We start from the raw sequence: 15,725 nt of genomic DNA, 5'->3' as shown, positions 1-15,725 counted from the left end.
CCAGCGCCTGAGGAGATCCCGGCTCCGGGGCAGGAGTACGCACCACGCGGGACACACCAGCACTTGTTATCGCACTCTAACGCACACGCCTCACGAGTCGACGGGAAACCCCAAGGTTAGAGACCTCGTGCCACTTCCGTTGCCCAGTACGTGAGGATCAGATCGGCCCCGGCGCGCTTGATCGCGACCAGCGACTCCATGATCGTCCGATCCCGGTCGACCCAGCCGTTGGCCGCGGCCGCCTCGACCATGGCGTACTCGCCGCTCACCTGGTAGGCCGCCACCGGCACGTCCACTTCGTCGCGGACGCGGGTGATGACGTCGAGGTAGGCCAGCGCCGGCTTGACCATGACGGCGTCGGCGCCCTCGGCGAGGTCGAGCCGGACCTCGCGCAGCGCCTCGTTCAGCGGCCCCGCGGGGTCCTGCTGGTGGCTGCTGCGGTCGCCGAACTGCGGCGCGCACTCGGCGGCGTCGCGGAAGGGCCCGAAGAAGGCGGACGCGTATTTCACCGAATAGGCCAAGATCGGGACGTTGCCGTAGCCGGCCCCGTCCAGAGCCGACCGGATCGCCCCGACCTGGCCGTCCATCATCCCGCTCGGCGCCACCATGTGCGCCCCGGCGGCGGCCTGGGCCACCGCGATCGAGGCGTAGCGCTCCAGCGTGGCGTCGTTGTCGACGTCGCCGGACGGGGTGAGGATCCCGCAGTGCCCGTGGTCGGTGAACTCGTCGAGGCACGTGTCGGCCATGACCACGATCGCGTCGCCGACCTCGGCGTTCACGTCGCGCAGCGACACCTGCAGGATCCCGTCGGGATCGTCGGCGGCCGAGCCGCGCGCGTCCTTCACCGCGGGGATGCCGAACAGGATGAGCCCGCCCACGCCCGCCTCCGCCGCCTCACGCGCGGCCTTGCGCAGCGAGTCGCGGGTGTGCTGGACGACGCCCGGCATCGAGGCCACGGGCTGCGGCTCGGTGAGGCCTTCCTTGACGAACAGGGGCAGGATCAGATCGGCGGCGTGCAGCCTGGTGCCCGCCACCATCCGCCGCAGGGCGGGGCTGCGCCGCAGCCGCCGCGGCCGCGCGATGGGGTATTCAGCGCTCATTTGCCTCTCCTCCTGGCGCCCCGGCGGTTCTGCGAGGGCTTGCGCGGAGTGTCGCCCGCCGCCAGTGCCGCCTGGCGCTGCTTGGCTCCGTACTCGGCCACCGCCGCCGCCAGGGCGGACGCGGACGGCTTGTCGGCCATGACGTCCACGCGGAGCCCGAACTCCTCGGCCGTCTTCGCGGTCTGCGGCCCGATGACCGCGATCACTGTCACGTTGTGCGGTTTGCCGGCGATGCCCACCAGGTTGCGCACGGTGGACGAGGACGTGAAGAGCACGGCGTCGAAGCCGCCGCCCTTGATCGCCTCGCGGATGGGCGCGGGCGGCGGCGCGGCCCGCACGGTGCGGTACGCGGTGACGTCGTCGCACTCCCAGCCCAGCTCGGTGAGCCCGGCCACCAGCGTGTCCGTGGAGATGTCGGCCCGTGGCAGCAGCACGCGGTTGATCGGGTCGAGCATCGAGTCATAGGGCGGCCACTCGGCCACCAGCCCTTCGGAGGACTGCTCCCCCGACGGCAGCAGGTCGGGCTTGACCCCGAATTCGACCAGGGCGCGCGCGGTCGCGTCGCCCACGGCCGCCACCTTGAGCCCGGCGAAGGCCCGCGCGTCGAGCCCGTACTCCTCGAACTTCTCGCGCACCGCCTTGACCGCGTTGGCGCTGGTGAAGGCCACCCACTCGTAGCGGCCGGTGACGAGCCCCTTGATGGCGCGGTCCATCTGCTGCGGCGTGCGGGGCGGCTCGACCGAGATGGTCGGCACCTCCTCGGGCACCGCGCCGTACGCGATGAGCTGCTCGGACAGGCTGCGGGACTGCTCCTTGGTACGGGGCACCAGCACCCGCCACCCGAACAGCGGCTTGGTCTCGAACCACGACAACTTGTCACGCAGCCCCACGGCCTCGCCGACCACGATGAGCGCCGGCTCGGTGAACCCGGCGTGCTTGAGGTCGGCCTGGAGCCGGCTGAGCGAGGACACCACGGTGTACTGCTCGGTGGTGGTGCCGCCGCTGCTGACCGCGACGGGCGTGCTGTCGGGCTTGCCGCCCGCGATGAGCGCCTTGCCGATGGCCACGGCGTCGGAGATGCCGTTGTAGATCACCAGCGTGCCGCGGCAGGCGGCGTGGGCGGGCCAGTCCTGCTCCTGCGCGGCGTCCACGACGCGGAACTCGGGCACGGCGGTCGCCGCGGGGATGCCCGCGTACGTGAGCACGGCGGTCGCGGGCGGCACGCCGGGCACGATCTCGAAGTCCACCTCCGCCGCGGCGCAGGCCGCGACCTCCTCGGTGATCGAGGAGAACAGCATCGGGTCGCCCTCGCACAGGCGGACCACGAGCTGCCCGTGCTTGGCGCGCTTGACCAGGTCGTCCTCGACGACCTCGACGCCTTCGCGGCAGTGGCGCAGCAGCGGGCGGTGCGTTTCGTCGCCGAGCACCACGGCGTCGGCCTTGGAGAGCAGCTCGGCGGCACGGAGCGTGAGCAGGTTGGGATCGCCGGGTCCCGCGCCCACGAATGCGACGAAACCGGAGGTCGGACTATCGGAGCTCAACGGGAATGCTCCCCCATCAATCTGTCGGCTCCTTCGGCGATCATCTCGGCCGCCAGGCGGCGGCCTAGGTTTACAGCCTCCGAAGGAGAACCGGCGGCGGACTTGCGGACCGCCTCGCGGCCGTCGATGGAGACGACCACGGCGGTCAGGTTCAGAGTGTGCCCGTCATCGGCCGCGAAAGCACCCACCGGAGCTGCGCAACCAGCCTCGAGAGCCGACAGCACGGCTCGCTCGGCGGTCACCGCGGAGCGCGTGCGCGGGTCGTCAAGCACACTCAGGAACTCGATGAGGTCGGTCCTGTCGGACCTGCACTCCACGGCCAGCGCGCCCTGACCGGGAGCGGGCAGCAGCTCCTCCACCTCGAAGATCTGCGCGATGTCGGCCTCGCGACCGATCCTGGTCAGGCCGGCCGAGGCCAGCACGACCGCGTCGAGCTCACCTGAGGTTACCTTGCCGATACGGGTGTCGGCGTTGCCGCGGATCGGGACGTACTCCAGGTCGGGGCGGAGCGCGCTCAGCATGGCGATCCTGCGCGGCGAGCCGGTGCCCACCCTCGCCCCCGGCGCCAGGTCGGCGAACTTGTGCGGGCCGACCAGCGCGTCACGGTGGTCGTGGCGGGTGGGGATGGCGGCCAGCGTGAAGCGTGGGTCCTGCGTGGTCGGCAGGTCCTTCAGCGAGTGGACGGCGAAGTCGATCTCGTTCTCGATGAGCTTGTCGCGCAGCGCGGTGACGAACACGCCCGTCCCGCCGAGCTGCGCGAGGTGGGCCTTGGTGACGTCGCCGAACGTTGTCACGCCGACCAGTTCGACCGCGCGCCCGGTGCGCTGGATGTAGGCGTCGGCCACCATCTGCGACTGCGTGGTCGCCAGCAGACTGCGGCGGGTCCCCAGCCGCAGAGCCCCCGACGTCACAGCTCCACCTCCCTCACGGCCTCGGGCATCTTGGGATCGAGATTGAACAGCTCACGCAGCGCTTCCGCATAATGATCGCCTCCTGGGCAGGTGGCGAGCTGCTTGACACGCACAGTGGGCTCGTGAAGCAGTTTGTCGACGACTCGCTGCACAGTCATGGCGACCTCGTCCCGCGCCCGCTCGTCCAGGTCAGGCACGCGCATGAGGAGTCGCCCGAGCTCCGACTCGACCACGTTCGCCGCCTTGCTGCGCAGCGCCACCACGGTCGGGGTGACCTTGGCGGCCCGCTCGGCGTCGAGGTAGGCCCGCAGCTCGTCGGCGACGAGCCCGCGCACGGAGGCCACGGAGTCGCCCTCGCGGGCGCCGATGCCCGACTCCTTGATCGTTTCCAGGTCCACCAGCGTGACGCCGGGCACGGCGCGCACGGCCGGGTCGATGTCGTGGGGCAGCGCCAGGTCCAGGAGGAAGGTGGGCCCGTTCAGCATGCCGGGGGTGATGATGTGGCGGCCCGCGCCGGTGCAGGTGATGACGATGTCGGCGCCGGGGAGCTCGTCGGCCACGGCGGAGAAGGCCACGGCCCTGCCGCCGACCGACTCGGCGAGCCGGGCGCCGCGCTCGAACGTACGGTTGGCGACCACGATGTCGGTGACGCCGGCGCGCGCCAGCGTGGCGGCGGCCAGCGAGCTCATGGAGCCCGCGCCGACCACCAGCGCCCGCCGGCCGGCCAGGTCGCCCGCCAGGGCCAGCCCGGCGGAGACGAGGGAGGCGCCGGCCTGGTCGATGCCGGTCTCGTGGTGCGCCCGCTTGCCGACCCGCAGCGCCTGCTGGACCAGCTCGTTGAGGGTGGCGCCGACGGTGCCGTGGCGCTGCGCCAGCTTGAGCGCCTGGCGGACCTGGCCGAGGATCTGGCCCTCGCCCACGACCATGGAGTCGAGCCCGCACACCACCGAGAACAGGTGCTCGACGGCCTGCTCCTCGTAGTGCACGTAGAGGTGCGGCGTCAGCTCCTCGACCGGCACGCCCGAGTGGACGCCCAGCAGGCCTGTCACAGCGGTGACGGCGGCGTGGAAGCGGTCGACCGTGACGTAGACCTCGACCCTGTTGCAGGTCGAGACCACCATGGCCTCCGCGACGCAGGAATCCTGCTGCACGTCGTGCAGCAGCTTGGCGAGCGCGTCGCCCGACACCGAGACGCGCTCCAGCAGGGCCACCGGAGCTGTCCGGTGGCTGAGTCCGATAGCCAGAACACTCATTGACTGTCCATCGCCATGAGTGGCCCCCCAGCCTTGCGTTGCTCGTGGAACGCGAGAATCTGCAGTTCGATAGATAGGTCGACCTTACGGACATCGACGCTTTCCGGCACAGAAAGCACTACCGGGGCGAAGTTTAGGATGCTGGTCACGCCCACGGAAATCACGCGATCGCACACTTCCTGCGCCGCTGCCGCCGGTGTCGCCAGAACCACGATCGAGACTCCACGCCGCTTGATGACGGCTTCCAGTTCGTCGATGTGTTCAACATTCAACCCCGCGATGGTGTCGCCCACGACTTCGGGGTCGGCGTCCACGAGCGCCGCGACCCGGAAGCCTCGGGAGACGAAACCGCCGTAGTTGGCCAGCGCGCGGCCGAGGTTACCGACTCCGACGATCGCGACCGCCCAGTCTTGCGTCAGGCCGAGCTCACGGGAGATCTGGTAGACGAGGTACTCGACGTCATACCCTACGCCCCGGGTGCCGTATGAGCCCAGGTGTGACAGGTCTTTGCGCAATTTAGCGGAATTGACCCCCGCCGCCACGGCGAGGTCCTCGGAGCTGACGGTCGCGATGCCCCGCTCGGCCATCCCGTGCAGCGCCCGGAGGTACAACGGAAGCCTGGCGACCGTCGCCTCGGGGATGCCGCGGTCACGGGATTGGGACGGGCTCTTCACGTGCCGGAGCTCCAGGGGACGGGCGGCGTGGGGGCCGCGTGAACGGAATCGAACCGTCTTTCAGGTTAATCCCTTTGTGAACCGATGCACAAAGTCGTAGGGGTGCTATGGGCGTATGCAGGGGTACCTTGTGCGGTATGCATCGCATCACCTTGCTCGGCAAGCCCGGCTGTCACCTCTGTGAGGACGCGCGTGAGGTCATCGCCAGGGTGGCGGGCGAGCTCGGCGTGCCCTGGGAGGAGGTCAGCATCGAGTCCTCCGAGGAGCTCCAGGAGAAGTACTGGGAGATGATCCCGGTCACGCTGATCGACGGCGTGCAGCACGACTTCTGGCGGGTGGACGAGGCCCGGCTGAGGAAGGCCCTCAGTACATAGCCGTCGGCAGCGGCACCACCTTCGCGGCGTTGACGTTGAGCTCGATGACGTTGGTGGCCAGCACCATCGACTGCCGCTCGTTGATGAATCTCTCGACGTGCGGCTGGCGCTGGTGATCGCGGTAGGCGACCTCGTCGCGGTAGAGCTCGTAGACGATGCGCTGCAGTGGCGCCGACTTCACCGCGTGGCAGGCGTACACCAGGGTGTCGGGCTCGCCGCGGCGCACGGCCTCGACGGTCGCCTCGGCCAGCCGGTCGAACGCCTCCCCGGCGCCGTCCATGAGCGTGAAGACGGTGAGCAGGCCGTAGATGTTCGGTGACGGCTTGCCGGAGCCCGGCTGCTGCTGCTGCTGCGCGGGCGAGAACATCTCGGCGCCCGGATAGACCGCCCCCGTCGCCGGCATGGCGTAGTCGGGGCGCTGGGCCTGCGCCGGTCCTGCGGGCGACCCGCCGTTCATGATGTAGCCGGTCGCGGGTCCTGAGTCGGGCGGCGGCGCCATGCGCGCGGCGTAGTCGACCTCCTGGTCGCCCGCGCGGTATTCGGCCACCAGATCGCCGAGCCCCGACGACCTGCGCGGCGGCGAGGGCGGCAGGCCGGGACCGCCGGGACCGCCAGGACCGCCGGGCACGGGCTCCGGCATGCCCCTGGGGACCGGCTGAGGCTGCGCGGGTCCTTGCTCGCGGGGCATGGGCCGCTCCTCGCGATGCTGCGCACGCTCGTCGCGGCGCTGAGAGCGCTCGTCCCGGCGCGGGGAGCCCTGGTCGCGGTCAGGGCCGAAGTCGTCCTCGTCGTCGTCCTCGTACGGCGCCAGGGGCCGCAGCACGGTGTACCAGACGGCCGCCCCGGCGACGACGAGCAGCGCGGTGGTGAACAGCGGGGCCACCGTGAACCTCATCGCGCCCACGAGCGCCAGCCCCGAGGGGACGATGACCGCGGCCGCGTGCAGGTTGTCGGTGTCGTACTCGTCGCCCTGGCGCCACTTGAGCCCGGCGACCACGAGCATGGCCAGCATGACCAGCACGGCGACGGAGTGCACGCCGATCAGCAGGTAGCTCGGGAAGATCCCCCAGAAGTTGGACCCCGCGGGCAGCGTCTTGCCCGCCACCTCGGCCTTGAGCGGGTCGAAGATCATGATCGTGCCGGCGACGACGGTCAGCGCGATGCCGAACAACCACGACAGGAACCTCGGCGGCACCTGCTCCACCAGCAGCTGGATCAGGCCGACCGCCAGCCAGAGCGGCACCAGCAGCGATCCCGTCACCTGGTAGAGGCGGAACGTCACCTCGCCGAACCCGAAGATGTATCCGATGCCGATCACACCCAGTGAAAGGCACAGCGACGCGACTGAAACGGTCCAGGCGATCAACCACCCCTCGGACTCGTCGCGAAGCCGTTGGATCAGGGCGCCGGCGGCGACCGCGGCCATGAGCGCACCGGCGAAAGCTATGACAGCAACGAGGATCTCCATGGTGACTCCAATGCTGCCGGACTATGCCTCCAAGCCGGTAGCCGAAGAGGGAAGGGGTCGGATGACACCGTATCCGGCGATTACGCCTAGTCATGCCAGCAAGCTGTGGATTGTGGAATTTCCGGTTGATTTCTAGAGTGTTCGAGCACGCCGCACCCCTTACCCCTAGGGATACCGGATGCCTGACTCGTCGCCGTTCGCCGGGCTGCTTGCGCCAGCGATCGCTGCGCCTGCCCGGACGGGCGAGCCCGCCGTGCGCGAAGAAGTGCCAGACGACATCCGTACGCTGGTGCTGGAAGCCAAGAGCGGATGCACGGATTCTTTTGGCACGCTCTACGACCGCTACGTGGACCTCGTCTACCGCTACATCTATTTCCGGGTGGGATCGCACCAATTAGCCGAGGACCTCACCAGCGAGACCTTCCTGCGGGCGTTGCGCAGGATCGGCGACTTCACGTGGCAGGGGCGCGACTTCGGCGCGTGGCTCGTGACCATCGCGAGAAACCTGGTCACCGACCACTTCAAGTCGGGTCGCTACCGGCTGGAGATCCCGACGGGCGAGATCATCGACGTCCCGCTCGACGGCTCGCACATTCCCGAGAACGCCGTGGTCAACGCCATCATCAACGACCGCGTGCTGCGTGCCGTCCGAGATCTCAATCCCGAACAGCAGGAATGCGTGGTGCTGCGCTTCCTGCACGGTCTCTCGCTCGCGGAAACCGCGCTGATCATGGGGAAGAAGAGTGGAGCGATCAAAGCGCTGCAGTTCCGTGCCGTTCGGGCGCTGGCCAGGGCACTCAAGCACGACCTGGCGTAACCTCCCCCATCCGCACCTCGTTAAGCAGATGTCACTACCGGATCCGTCAGGGAGCTGTCATGGGTAGGGCGCGCATTCGGCGGGAGCGCGTGCTCGAGCACCTCACGGAGCTGCGCAGCCTGCCTCTCGGGGGCGCCCCCGAGCCCGCCTTCCGCGAGCGCCTGCGGGCGCAGCTCGTCTCGGGCGTGCTCCCCGCCGAGGAGCCGAAGACCGCCGAGCGCACGCGTCGCCGCCGCCCGCTGCTGTCGCAGCTGGCCGCGGTAGGGCTGGCGGCGGCCATGATGGTCTCCGCGTTCGCCACGTACGAGTCGGTGCCGGGAGACTCCCTCTACCCGCTCAAGCGCGCCGCGGAGAGCACGCTCGTACGTCTCAGCAGCGACGACGCCGAACGTGGCGAGCGCGAGCTCGACCTGGCCAAGACCCGGGCCAGGGAGGTCGCCAGCCTGCTCGGCTCGTCCGAGGACGGCCCGCTCGTCAGCAAGACGCTGAAGGACATGGAGGCGTCCACGCGCTCGGGCATCAGCCGCCTCGAACGGGCGGAGCCGCGCTCGTCGAAGATCAAGACTTTCGCGCAGGACCAGAAGAAGGTGGTCGGGCCCATGGTCAAGGAGCTCGACGACTCTCAGCTGGCCCAAGCGGAGGGATACCTTGACTACATCGAGGGTCTGGCCGCCCCTGAGTAGGTAAGTAAGCTGAGGCCCATGTGGCGGCTATTTCGACGACACCAGGTGGAGCCAGAGGCCGCCGGCGAGGCCGCGGCGCGGGCGGCGGTCACGGTCGCCCCTGTCGAGCCGGACCTCCAGGCGGCGGCCTTCTTCGACGTCGACAACACGATGATGCGCGGGGCCTCGATCTACCACTTCGCCAGGGGGCTGGCCACGCGTGGCATGTTCACGACGTCCGACCTGCTGAAGTTCGCCGTCGGGCAGGCGGTGTTCAGGCTGCGGGGCAACGAGAATCCTGAGCACATCGCGGTGGCCAGGGAGATGGCGCTGGCGTTCGTCGCGGGGGCCAAGGTCGACGACGTCGTACGCCTCGGCGAGGAGATCTACGACGAGGTCATGGCCGACCGCATCTGGGGCGGCACCAGAGCGCTCGCCCAGAGCCACCTGGACGCGGGCCAGCGCGTCTGGCTCGTGACCGCCACGCCCGTGGAGCTGGCCCGGGTCATCGCGCAGCGGCTCGGCCTGACGGGCGCGCTCGGGACGGTCGCGGAGACCCACGACGGGATCTACACGGGCCGGCTCGTGGGCGACCTGCTGCACGGGCCGGCCAAGGCCGAGGCGGTGCGCGCGCTGGCCCGCCGGGAGGGACTCGACCTGACCCGCTGCGCGGCCTACAGCGACTCGGCCAACGACCTGCCCATGCTCTCGCTGGTGGGGGAGGCGGTGGCCATCAACCCGGACAGCGAGCTGCGCGAGCACGCGAGGAAGCACGACTGGCCGATCAAGGACTTCCGCACCGGCCGCAAGGCCACCCTCACGGCCCTGCCCATCGCCGCCGGCGTGGGCGCGGTCGCGGGGGGCGTCGCGGCCGGCATCGCCCTGCGCCGCCACTATCGCGGCCAGGTGTGACCCCAGGTCGTCAGCGGAGGCGTTCGAACAGCTGGTCGGCCTGCGGTTGCTGCCACTGCAGCCGGATCTTGTCCTCCGGGTGCGGCAGGGTCGGCACCGTCAGCAAGGACAGCTTGGTCCGGGACAGCTCGGTGGCCAGCTCGTTCATGGACTCCAGGCTCAAGTCGGTCTTGACGGACTTGCGTACTGCACCCAGGAAGGACTTGAGCCGGTCGGGCGACGACAACCCCGACCGGGCCTTCTTCAGCATCGACAGCACGACGGCCTGCTGCCGCTTCATCCGCTCGATGTCCGACCCGTCGCCGTAACGCCGCAGCCGCACGTACCCGAGCGCGTTCTCCCCGTTGAGCAGGTGCTTGCCTGCGGACAGCTTGAGCTTCGACGCCTTGTCGTCCACCGCCGTGGGCAGCGTGACCTCCACGCCCCCGAGCGCGTCGACCATGCCCTTGAAGCCGGCGAAGTCCACCTCCACCGAGTGCTGGATCCGCAGCCCGGTCAGGGACTCCAGGGTCCGCTTGACGCAGTCGGCCCCGCCGGTGCTGTACGCCGAGTTGATCATGTCGGTCCTGGCCGGCGACGAGCCACAGCGCGGGATCGCGACCATGGAGTCGCGCGGAACGCTGACCACCGTCGCCCGGCTGCGATCGGCGGGAATGTGGACGATCATGATGGTGTCGGAGCGCCTGGCCACCACGGTGCCCGTACTGCGCCCTGCCGGCCCGGTCCCCTCCCGGAGGTCCGAGCCGAGCACCAGCACGTTCCGCGCGCCGCTCATGTCCACGGTCTGGGACCCGGCGGGCGGCGCGGCCGTGTGGCGGTCGGCGATCAGGACGGTGGGCACGGCGACCGCGGCGGCCGTGGCGACGGCCACGAGGCCGGCCGTCCACCAGCCCGTCCACCGGCGCCGCGGACGGGCACGCAGCAGGCGCTCGCGCTGGCGGACGAGCGTCGCGGGAGGCTCGTTCCCCAGCTCCCCTCCGAGGTCCCGGAGCAGCTTCAGGTCGTCCATCGTCACTCCTCCTCCATGGGGTTGGTGTCGCCGAGCGCGGCCCGTACCTTCCGCCTGCCCCTGTTGAGGCGGGAGCGCACGGTTCCGACGGGGATGCCGAGCGCCCGCCCGACCTCCTCATACGTGAGATCGCCCCAGGCGATCAGCAGCAGCACGTCGCGGTCCTTGGCGGGCAGCGCCGCGAGGGCGCCGGCCAGCTCCGCCCGCACCGCCTGGGCGGTGACTCCGGCGGCCACCCGGTCGGCGGGCGACTCGACGTCGGAGTCGACAGGGGCACGCAGGAGGGCACGGTAGCGGGCGGCCTCCTTGCGGTGGTGCCGGGAGATGAGCTTGGTGAGAATGCCGAAGAGCCACGGCCGGGCGTCCGGGTACGCCAGGTCGTAGCTCGTCCTGCGCGAGAACGCGATCAGGAACGTCTCTCCGACGAGGTCCTCGGCGGGCTCGGGGCCGAGCCGTTTGGAGACGTATCTGTAGAGCATGGCGGAGTAGCGGTCGAAGAGCTCCGCGAACGCCTCGGGTTCGGTCCACGAGGCGCTCACGAGCTCCGCGTCCGCACCCCTGGTGGCGGGTTGCGTGATCATCTCCGCCCTTCTGTGGGGGATCGGTCACGGATGTCTTGCCGTAACCCGCCGCCAGGGTTCACGCGGGAGGCGTCAGAGCTCCTTGAGCTGGCCTCCGTCGATCACGAACTCGGCGCCGGTCGTGCTGCCCGAGCGGGGCGACACGAGCAGGGCGACCGCGTCGGCGATCTCCTGCGGGTGGATGAGCCGCCCGGTGGCGAGCTTCATCATGGCAGGGGCGACCTCGGAGATCACGCTCTCCTTGTCGGCGCCCACCATGCCCGCCATGACCTCGGCCGCGCCGCCCTCCTTGGTCCACCAGTCGGTGAGCACCGCGCTGGGCGTCACCGTGTTGACCCTGACGCCCTGGGAGCCGTACTCCTCGGAGACGGCCTTGCCGACATGGCTCAGGGCCGCCTTCGCGGCCCCGTAGTCGACGTTCATGGCGCCGGGCTGCCTGCCCATGGTGGAGGAGACGTTGACGATCGAGCCGCCGCCCCGCTCGAGCATGAGGGGCACGGCGGCGCGGATCATGCGTACCGCGGAGAAGAGGTTGAACTCGAACATCGCGCGCCAGTCGTCGTCGCCGGGGGTCATGAAACCCACCCGCGGCAGCGTCACCCCGGGCGGCGGACCGCCGGCGTTGTTGACCAGGATGTCCACCCCGCCGAACTCCTCCACGGCCCGGGCCACGACCCGCGCGGGCGCCTCGGGGTCCATCAGGTCGGCGGCGGCGTGCACGACCTTGTCGGGCCATTCGTCCGTACGGGTCCGCGAGACGGCCACGACGTGCGCACCCTCCTCGGCCAGGGTGCGCGCGACGGCCAGTCCGATGCCCTTGGACGCGCCGGTGACGACGGCGACGCGGCCGGAGAGCTGAAGATCCATGGGGATTCCTTTCGGTGTTGGGGCAAGCGAATCGCCCGTTGAACACCGAAGGCCCCGCGCCGGTTTCACAGGAGGGGCGGGAAGGCGTGCCCTCTGCGCAGCCGCAGCTCGTTCAGCATCTGCTGGATGACCTCGCGTACGTGGTCGGTGAGGTTGAACACCAGCATGGGGTCGTCGGCCGCCGACGGTTCGTACTCGTCGGTGCGGATCGGCTCGCCGAACTCGATCATCCACTTGGACGGCAGCGGCACCAGCCCGAGCGGCCCCAGCAGCGGGAAGAACGGCGTGATCGGCAGGTAGGGCAGCCCGAGCAGCCTGGCCAGGGACCTCAGATCGCCGATCTTGGGATAGATCTCCTCTGCCCCCACGATCGCGATGGGCACGATCGGCACCCCGGCGCGGATCGCCGAGGCCACGAAGCCGCCGCGGCCGAACCGCTGCAGCTTGTAGCGGTCGGAGAACGGCTTGCCCACGCCCTTGAACCCCTCGGGGAACACCCCGACCAGCTCGCCCTTGCGCAGCAGCCGGTCGGCGTCCTCGCGGCAGGCCAGCGTGTGGCCGGTCTTCCTGGCCAGGTGGCTGAGCACCGGGAGCTGGTAGACCAGGTCGGCGCCGAGCAGCCGCAGCGGCCTGCCGGCCTCGTCGTGCATGGCCACCTGCAGCATCAGCGCGTCGAGCGGCAGCGTGCCCGAGTGGTTGGCGACGACCAGCGCCCCGCCCTCGTCGGAGATGTTCTTCAGCCCGACCGTCTCGACCCTGAACCAGTCGTTGTAGAGCGGCCTGATCAGCTCGAGGATCACCTTGTCGGTCAGCTCGGCGTCATAGCCGAACTCGTCGACCTCGTAGTCGCCCTCGACGCGCCGGCGAAGGAAGGCCAGCATCCTGGCCACCCGGTCGGGCTCCTCGTAGGACGGCGCCGCGCTGATCGGGATCACGCGGGCGTCCTCATGCGCAACGCTCAATTCCGCACACCTCCGAACGAGTGGAGGCCGCGCGATCGCAGGAAGTCGTCGAACGCCGCCCCTGTCGTGAACTTGGGCTTCCAGCCGAGCGCAGCCTCCAGCGCGGAGGTGTCGACCGCGCGGCCATGGCACAGCAGCCTGACCTGCTCGGGCGAGTATTCGACCAGCCCGATCCTGCGTGCGGTGTTGCCCAGCACTTTGAAGGCGGGTGAGAACAGCGGCAGCGAAAGCCGCCCCGCCCGCCTGGCGCACTGCGACAGCAGCAGCACGCCTGCCCCGGCCACGTTGAACGTGCCGGGGTGGTCTTCGGTCGCCATCCGGCGCAGCACCTCGACCGCGTCGTCCTCATGGACGAACTGCAGCCGGGGGTCGAAGCCGAACACGGTCGGCAGCACCGGTTGGGTGAAGTAACGCGTCAGCGGTGAGTCGACGCCGGGCCCCATGAAGTTGACGAAACGCAGCATCGACACCGTCACGTCGGGGCGGCGCCGCGCGAAGCCCCGCACGTAGCCCTCGACCTCGGCCGCGTCCTTGGCGTAGCCGTGGGTCGGGCCGTCCTGCGGCTCCAGGTCCTCGGTGAACACCGCGGGATCCCGGGGCGACGAGCCGTAGACGGCGGTGGTGGAGCGCACCACCACGCGCCGCACGGTCGCCGACCGCTGGCAGGCACCAAGCAACTGCATGGTGCCGATGACGTTGTGCTCTTTCATCGCTGCCCTGCCACTGCTCCGCGAAGGAGCACTGACCAGGCTCATGTGCACAACGGTGTCGATGTCCGCAGCCGCGATCACCTGAGCGATGTCAGGGCTGCGCAGATCCACCCGGACGAACTCAGTCCGGCCGAGAGAGATGCCGCCGTCCCGCGTCAGCGAGGGGGGCGGCACGGTGTCAACTCCAATGACGCGGCTGATGTCCGGGTCGGAAGACAGAACGCTCGCCACCCGGGCGCCTATGTGGCGCGAGACCCCGGTGACAAGCACGGTGTGGGTCATCAGCGCCTCGCAGCTGCGTACGTTACTTCTTGTTACGCCGCTGGATGCGCGTCTTCTTCAGCAGCTTGCGGTGCTTCTTCTTAGCCATCCGCTTGCGGCGCTTCTTGATCACAGAGCCCACGGGACCCCCAGGTGCTGGTAGCAGGTCTTGACGGAGTGCGAGCGCACACCGGCTCACAGACTACCGGCGATGGACGGTAGATCGCCCCACCGGGGGGTGAGAGCCCGGTCGCGTCGTTTCGACGGCCGGGCCCCCCTCGACAGCATTCACGACATGACTGGTCACGTCGCTACTTCAACCTGCCTCGATGTAGGCCTCCCGTAGATAGTCGTGTACCGCCTGCTCAGGCACCCTGAACGAGCGGCCGACACGGATGGCCGGCAACTCGCCGGAGTGGACGAGCCGGTACACCGTCATCTTGGACACCCTCATGACCGTCGCCACTTCCGCCACGGTCAGGAACTTCACCTCGCTGAGAGGTCTTTCGCCTGCAGCCATCGGACGCCTCTTCCGCACGTGTTTCCGGGTTATCCCCACTGGTGCCATTGCTCACGCACGTGTACTGCCGTCAGCGTAAGTCGGGACTCCGGGTGCGCAAACCCCCTAGTTTCTCAGTTGCCGGAGCCACCTGTCAGCCGAACCAGCGAAATCGCTGGCCAGCAGCCGGGCCGAGCACCTCACTTGGACGTTGGAACTGTCCAAGTTGCCACACATAAGAGTCGCCGGAGCGCCATCAAAAGTTGGCAAAGGGACAGCGAGCCCCTTGGAATGCAGGCGCGAAAAGACGGTATCGGGAGGGCCGAATTCGACTCAAAGGGCTCGTGAGACCTGAGTGACGAGCCGCTCCGTCAGCGGAGCGTAAAAGCGCGGTAGCACATTGTCATCAAGCGGCACGACCACGTCAATCTTGCCCTCGGCCTCGCCGAGGAACAGACCGGGGTCGTTGCAGTCGGCGAACGCCACGGTGTGCGCACCCGCCTCTCCCGCCGCTCCCGCCCAGCCGTGGTCGGCGATCACGAGGTCGGGAAGCTCTCCGCCGAGCTGCTCGATCATGTGGCGCATGGGGGCCGCGTCGTGGGTGTGCACGAATGCGCCCCGGTCGTCGAGCATTGCGACGTCCTGCAGATAACGGATCTTGCGCCGGCGTCCGAAATTCGATCCGGAATAGGTCCATCCCTCGCCCGGCGTGAGCAGTTCGGCACCCCGCTCGGCGCACAGGCGCGCCAGCGGCAGGTGCACGGCGAGCAGCCCCGTCGGGTGGCCGGTGGCGAACAGGACGCGCGGGTTCTCCCGCGACAGCACGGCGGCGATCGACTCGGCCATGTCGTCGAGCGCGTCGATCGTCAGATCGGGGTCGATGGTGTCCTGGCCCCAGCGGTGGTCGGGATCGGGGACCACGCCCGCCGACTTGACCATCAGCGCCAGGATGTCGCGGTACGACCACGGCTGGTCGAAGGTCAGGCCCAGCCTGTAGTACGGGTCGCCGTTGGCGAGCGAGCTGTAGTGGTCGAGATTGTTCTCTCGGGGAGTCGCGACGTCGCCGGCTATTCGGGTGTGGACAAGATGCTCTCGGAGTTCGTCGCGGCTCAGCACAGCTTCTT

18 protein-coding genes are annotated in these 15,725 nt (G+C 69.5%); 4 read left to right on the top strand and 14 right to left on the bottom strand.

The window, feature by feature from the left end; all coding sequences use genetic code 11:
* Positions 1 to 116 precede the first annotated feature (116 nt).
* The 5 genes from hemB to ACIBVN_RS33975 are packed head-to-tail and all read right to left on the bottom strand — an operon-like array spanning position 117 to position 5,479.
* Positions 117 to 1,100 (bottom strand): porphobilinogen synthase, encoded by a 984-nt coding sequence (hemB, locus tag ACIBVN_RS33995; protein ID WP_397143470.1) that lies wholly within the window; start codon positions 1,098 to 1,100, stop codon positions 117 to 119.
* Positions 1,097 to 2,641 carry a uroporphyrinogen-III synthase gene (locus tag ACIBVN_RS33990; RefSeq protein WP_397143468.1) on the bottom strand — a complete coding sequence of 515 codons (1,545 nt, stop codon included), beginning with the start codon at positions 2,639 to 2,641 and terminating at the stop codon, positions 1,097 to 1,099. The genes hemB and ACIBVN_RS33990 overlap by 4 nt, the downstream gene beginning before the upstream one ends.
* Positions 2,638 to 3,552: a hydroxymethylbilane synthase gene (hemC, locus tag ACIBVN_RS33985; RefSeq protein WP_397143466.1), complete on the bottom strand. Its 915-nt coding sequence runs from the start codon at positions 3,550 to 3,552 to the stop codon at positions 2,638 to 2,640. The genes ACIBVN_RS33990 and hemC overlap by 4 nt, the downstream gene beginning before the upstream one ends.
* Positions 3,549 to 4,805 carry a glutamyl-tRNA reductase gene (locus ACIBVN_RS33980; protein WP_397143464.1) on the bottom strand — a complete coding sequence of 419 codons (1,257 nt, stop codon included), beginning with the start codon at positions 4,803 to 4,805 and terminating at the stop codon, positions 3,549 to 3,551. The genes hemC and ACIBVN_RS33980 overlap by 4 nt, the downstream gene beginning before the upstream one ends.
* A complete protein-coding gene (locus tag ACIBVN_RS33975) occupies positions 4,802 to 5,479 on the bottom strand; it encodes a redox-sensing transcriptional repressor Rex (protein ID WP_357597216.1) in 678 nt (225 codons plus the stop codon). Before ACIBVN_RS33975 ends, ACIBVN_RS33980 begins: the two co-directional genes overlap by 4 nt.
* 137 nt (positions 5,480 to 5,616) lie before the next feature.
* Here ACIBVN_RS33975 and ACIBVN_RS33970 point away from each other — a divergent pair, with 137 nt between their 5' ends.
* On the top strand, positions 5,617 to 5,853 hold the full coding sequence (locus ACIBVN_RS33970) for a glutaredoxin family protein (RefSeq protein ID WP_349452587.1): 237 nt from the start codon (positions 5,617 to 5,619) through the stop codon (positions 5,851 to 5,853).
* Here ACIBVN_RS33970 and ACIBVN_RS33965 read toward each other — a convergent pair.
* Positions 5,843 to 7,321, bottom strand: a complete 1,479-nt coding sequence (locus ACIBVN_RS33965; protein WP_397143462.1) for an antibiotic biosynthesis monooxygenase — start codon at positions 7,319 to 7,321, stop codon at positions 5,843 to 5,845. The genes ACIBVN_RS33970 and ACIBVN_RS33965 overlap by 11 nt on opposite strands.
* Positions 7,322 to 7,499: 178 nt before the next feature.
* Between ACIBVN_RS33965 and ACIBVN_RS33960 the strand changes: the two genes are divergently transcribed.
* Genes ACIBVN_RS33960 through ACIBVN_RS33950 form a run of 3 tightly spaced genes read left to right on the top strand, consistent with a single transcriptional unit; the run spans position 7,500 to position 9,712 of the window.
* Positions 7,500 to 8,138, top strand: coding sequence for a sigma-70 family RNA polymerase sigma factor (locus ACIBVN_RS33960; protein ID WP_397143460.1), 639 nt, complete (start codon positions 7,500 to 7,502; stop codon positions 8,136 to 8,138).
* A 59-nt stretch (positions 8,139 to 8,197) separates the two neighbouring features.
* Entirely contained in the window at positions 8,198 to 8,821 is a 624-nt protein-coding gene (locus ACIBVN_RS33955) for a DUF5667 domain-containing protein (RefSeq protein WP_397143458.1), read from the top strand.
* Between the two features lie 18 nt (positions 8,822 to 8,839).
* Positions 8,840 to 9,712 carry an HAD family hydrolase gene (locus ACIBVN_RS33950; RefSeq protein ID WP_397143456.1) on the top strand — a complete coding sequence of 291 codons (873 nt, stop codon included), beginning with the start codon at positions 8,840 to 8,842 and terminating at the stop codon, positions 9,710 to 9,712.
* 10 nt (positions 9,713 to 9,722) lie between these two features.
* On the opposite strand, the gene ACIBVN_RS33945 is transcribed toward ACIBVN_RS33950, so the two are convergent.
* The 8 genes from ACIBVN_RS33945 to ACIBVN_RS33910 all read right to left on the bottom strand — a co-directional run bounded on the left by ACIBVN_RS33945 (position 9,723) and on the right by ACIBVN_RS33910 (position 15,717).
* Entirely contained in the window at positions 9,723 to 10,721 is a 999-nt protein-coding gene (locus tag ACIBVN_RS33945) for an LCP family protein (protein ID WP_397143454.1), read from the bottom strand.
* Positions 10,722 to 10,723: 2 nt separating this feature from the next.
* Positions 10,724 to 11,302, bottom strand: a complete 579-nt coding sequence (locus ACIBVN_RS33940) for an RNA polymerase sigma factor (protein WP_397143452.1) — start codon at positions 11,300 to 11,302, stop codon at positions 10,724 to 10,726.
* A gap of 72 nt (positions 11,303 to 11,374) precedes the next feature.
* Positions 11,375 to 12,169, bottom strand: coding sequence for an SDR family NAD(P)-dependent oxidoreductase (locus tag ACIBVN_RS33935; RefSeq protein WP_397143450.1), 795 nt, complete (start codon positions 12,167 to 12,169; stop codon positions 11,375 to 11,377).
* Between the two features lie 65 nt (positions 12,170 to 12,234).
* The gene (locus ACIBVN_RS33930; RefSeq protein ID WP_397143448.1) at positions 12,235 to 13,131 is read right to left on the bottom strand and encodes a lysophospholipid acyltransferase family protein; all 897 of its coding nucleotides are present in this window, start codon (positions 13,129 to 13,131) and stop codon (positions 12,235 to 12,237) included.
* A complete protein-coding gene (locus ACIBVN_RS33925) occupies positions 13,128 to 14,123 on the bottom strand; it encodes an NAD-dependent epimerase/dehydratase family protein (RefSeq protein WP_397143446.1) in 996 nt (331 codons plus the stop codon). Before ACIBVN_RS33925 ends, ACIBVN_RS33930 begins: the two co-directional genes overlap by 4 nt.
* Before the next feature lie 22 nt (positions 14,124 to 14,145).
* Positions 14,146 to 14,244, bottom strand: a complete 99-nt coding sequence (locus ACIBVN_RS33920) for a 30S ribosomal protein bS22 (protein ID WP_018654693.1) — start codon at positions 14,242 to 14,244, stop codon at positions 14,146 to 14,148.
* A gap of 174 nt (positions 14,245 to 14,418) precedes the next feature.
* Positions 14,419 to 14,622, bottom strand: coding sequence for a helix-turn-helix domain-containing protein (locus ACIBVN_RS33915; RefSeq protein ID WP_043629748.1), 204 nt, complete (start codon positions 14,620 to 14,622; stop codon positions 14,419 to 14,421).
* Between the two features lie 312 nt (positions 14,623 to 14,934).
* Positions 14,935 to 15,717 carry a phosphatase gene (locus tag ACIBVN_RS33910; RefSeq protein WP_397143444.1) on the bottom strand — a complete coding sequence of 261 codons (783 nt, stop codon included), beginning with the start codon at positions 15,715 to 15,717 and terminating at the stop codon, positions 14,935 to 14,937.
* Positions 15,718 to 15,725: the final 8 nt, after the last annotated feature.

The sequence above is a fragment of the Nonomuraea sp. NPDC049400 genome, from assembly GCF_044466425.1.
GTDB lineage: Bacteria > Actinomycetota > Actinomycetes > Streptosporangiales > Streptosporangiaceae > Nonomuraea.
This window is presented reverse-complemented; position numbering and strand designations above follow the sequence as displayed.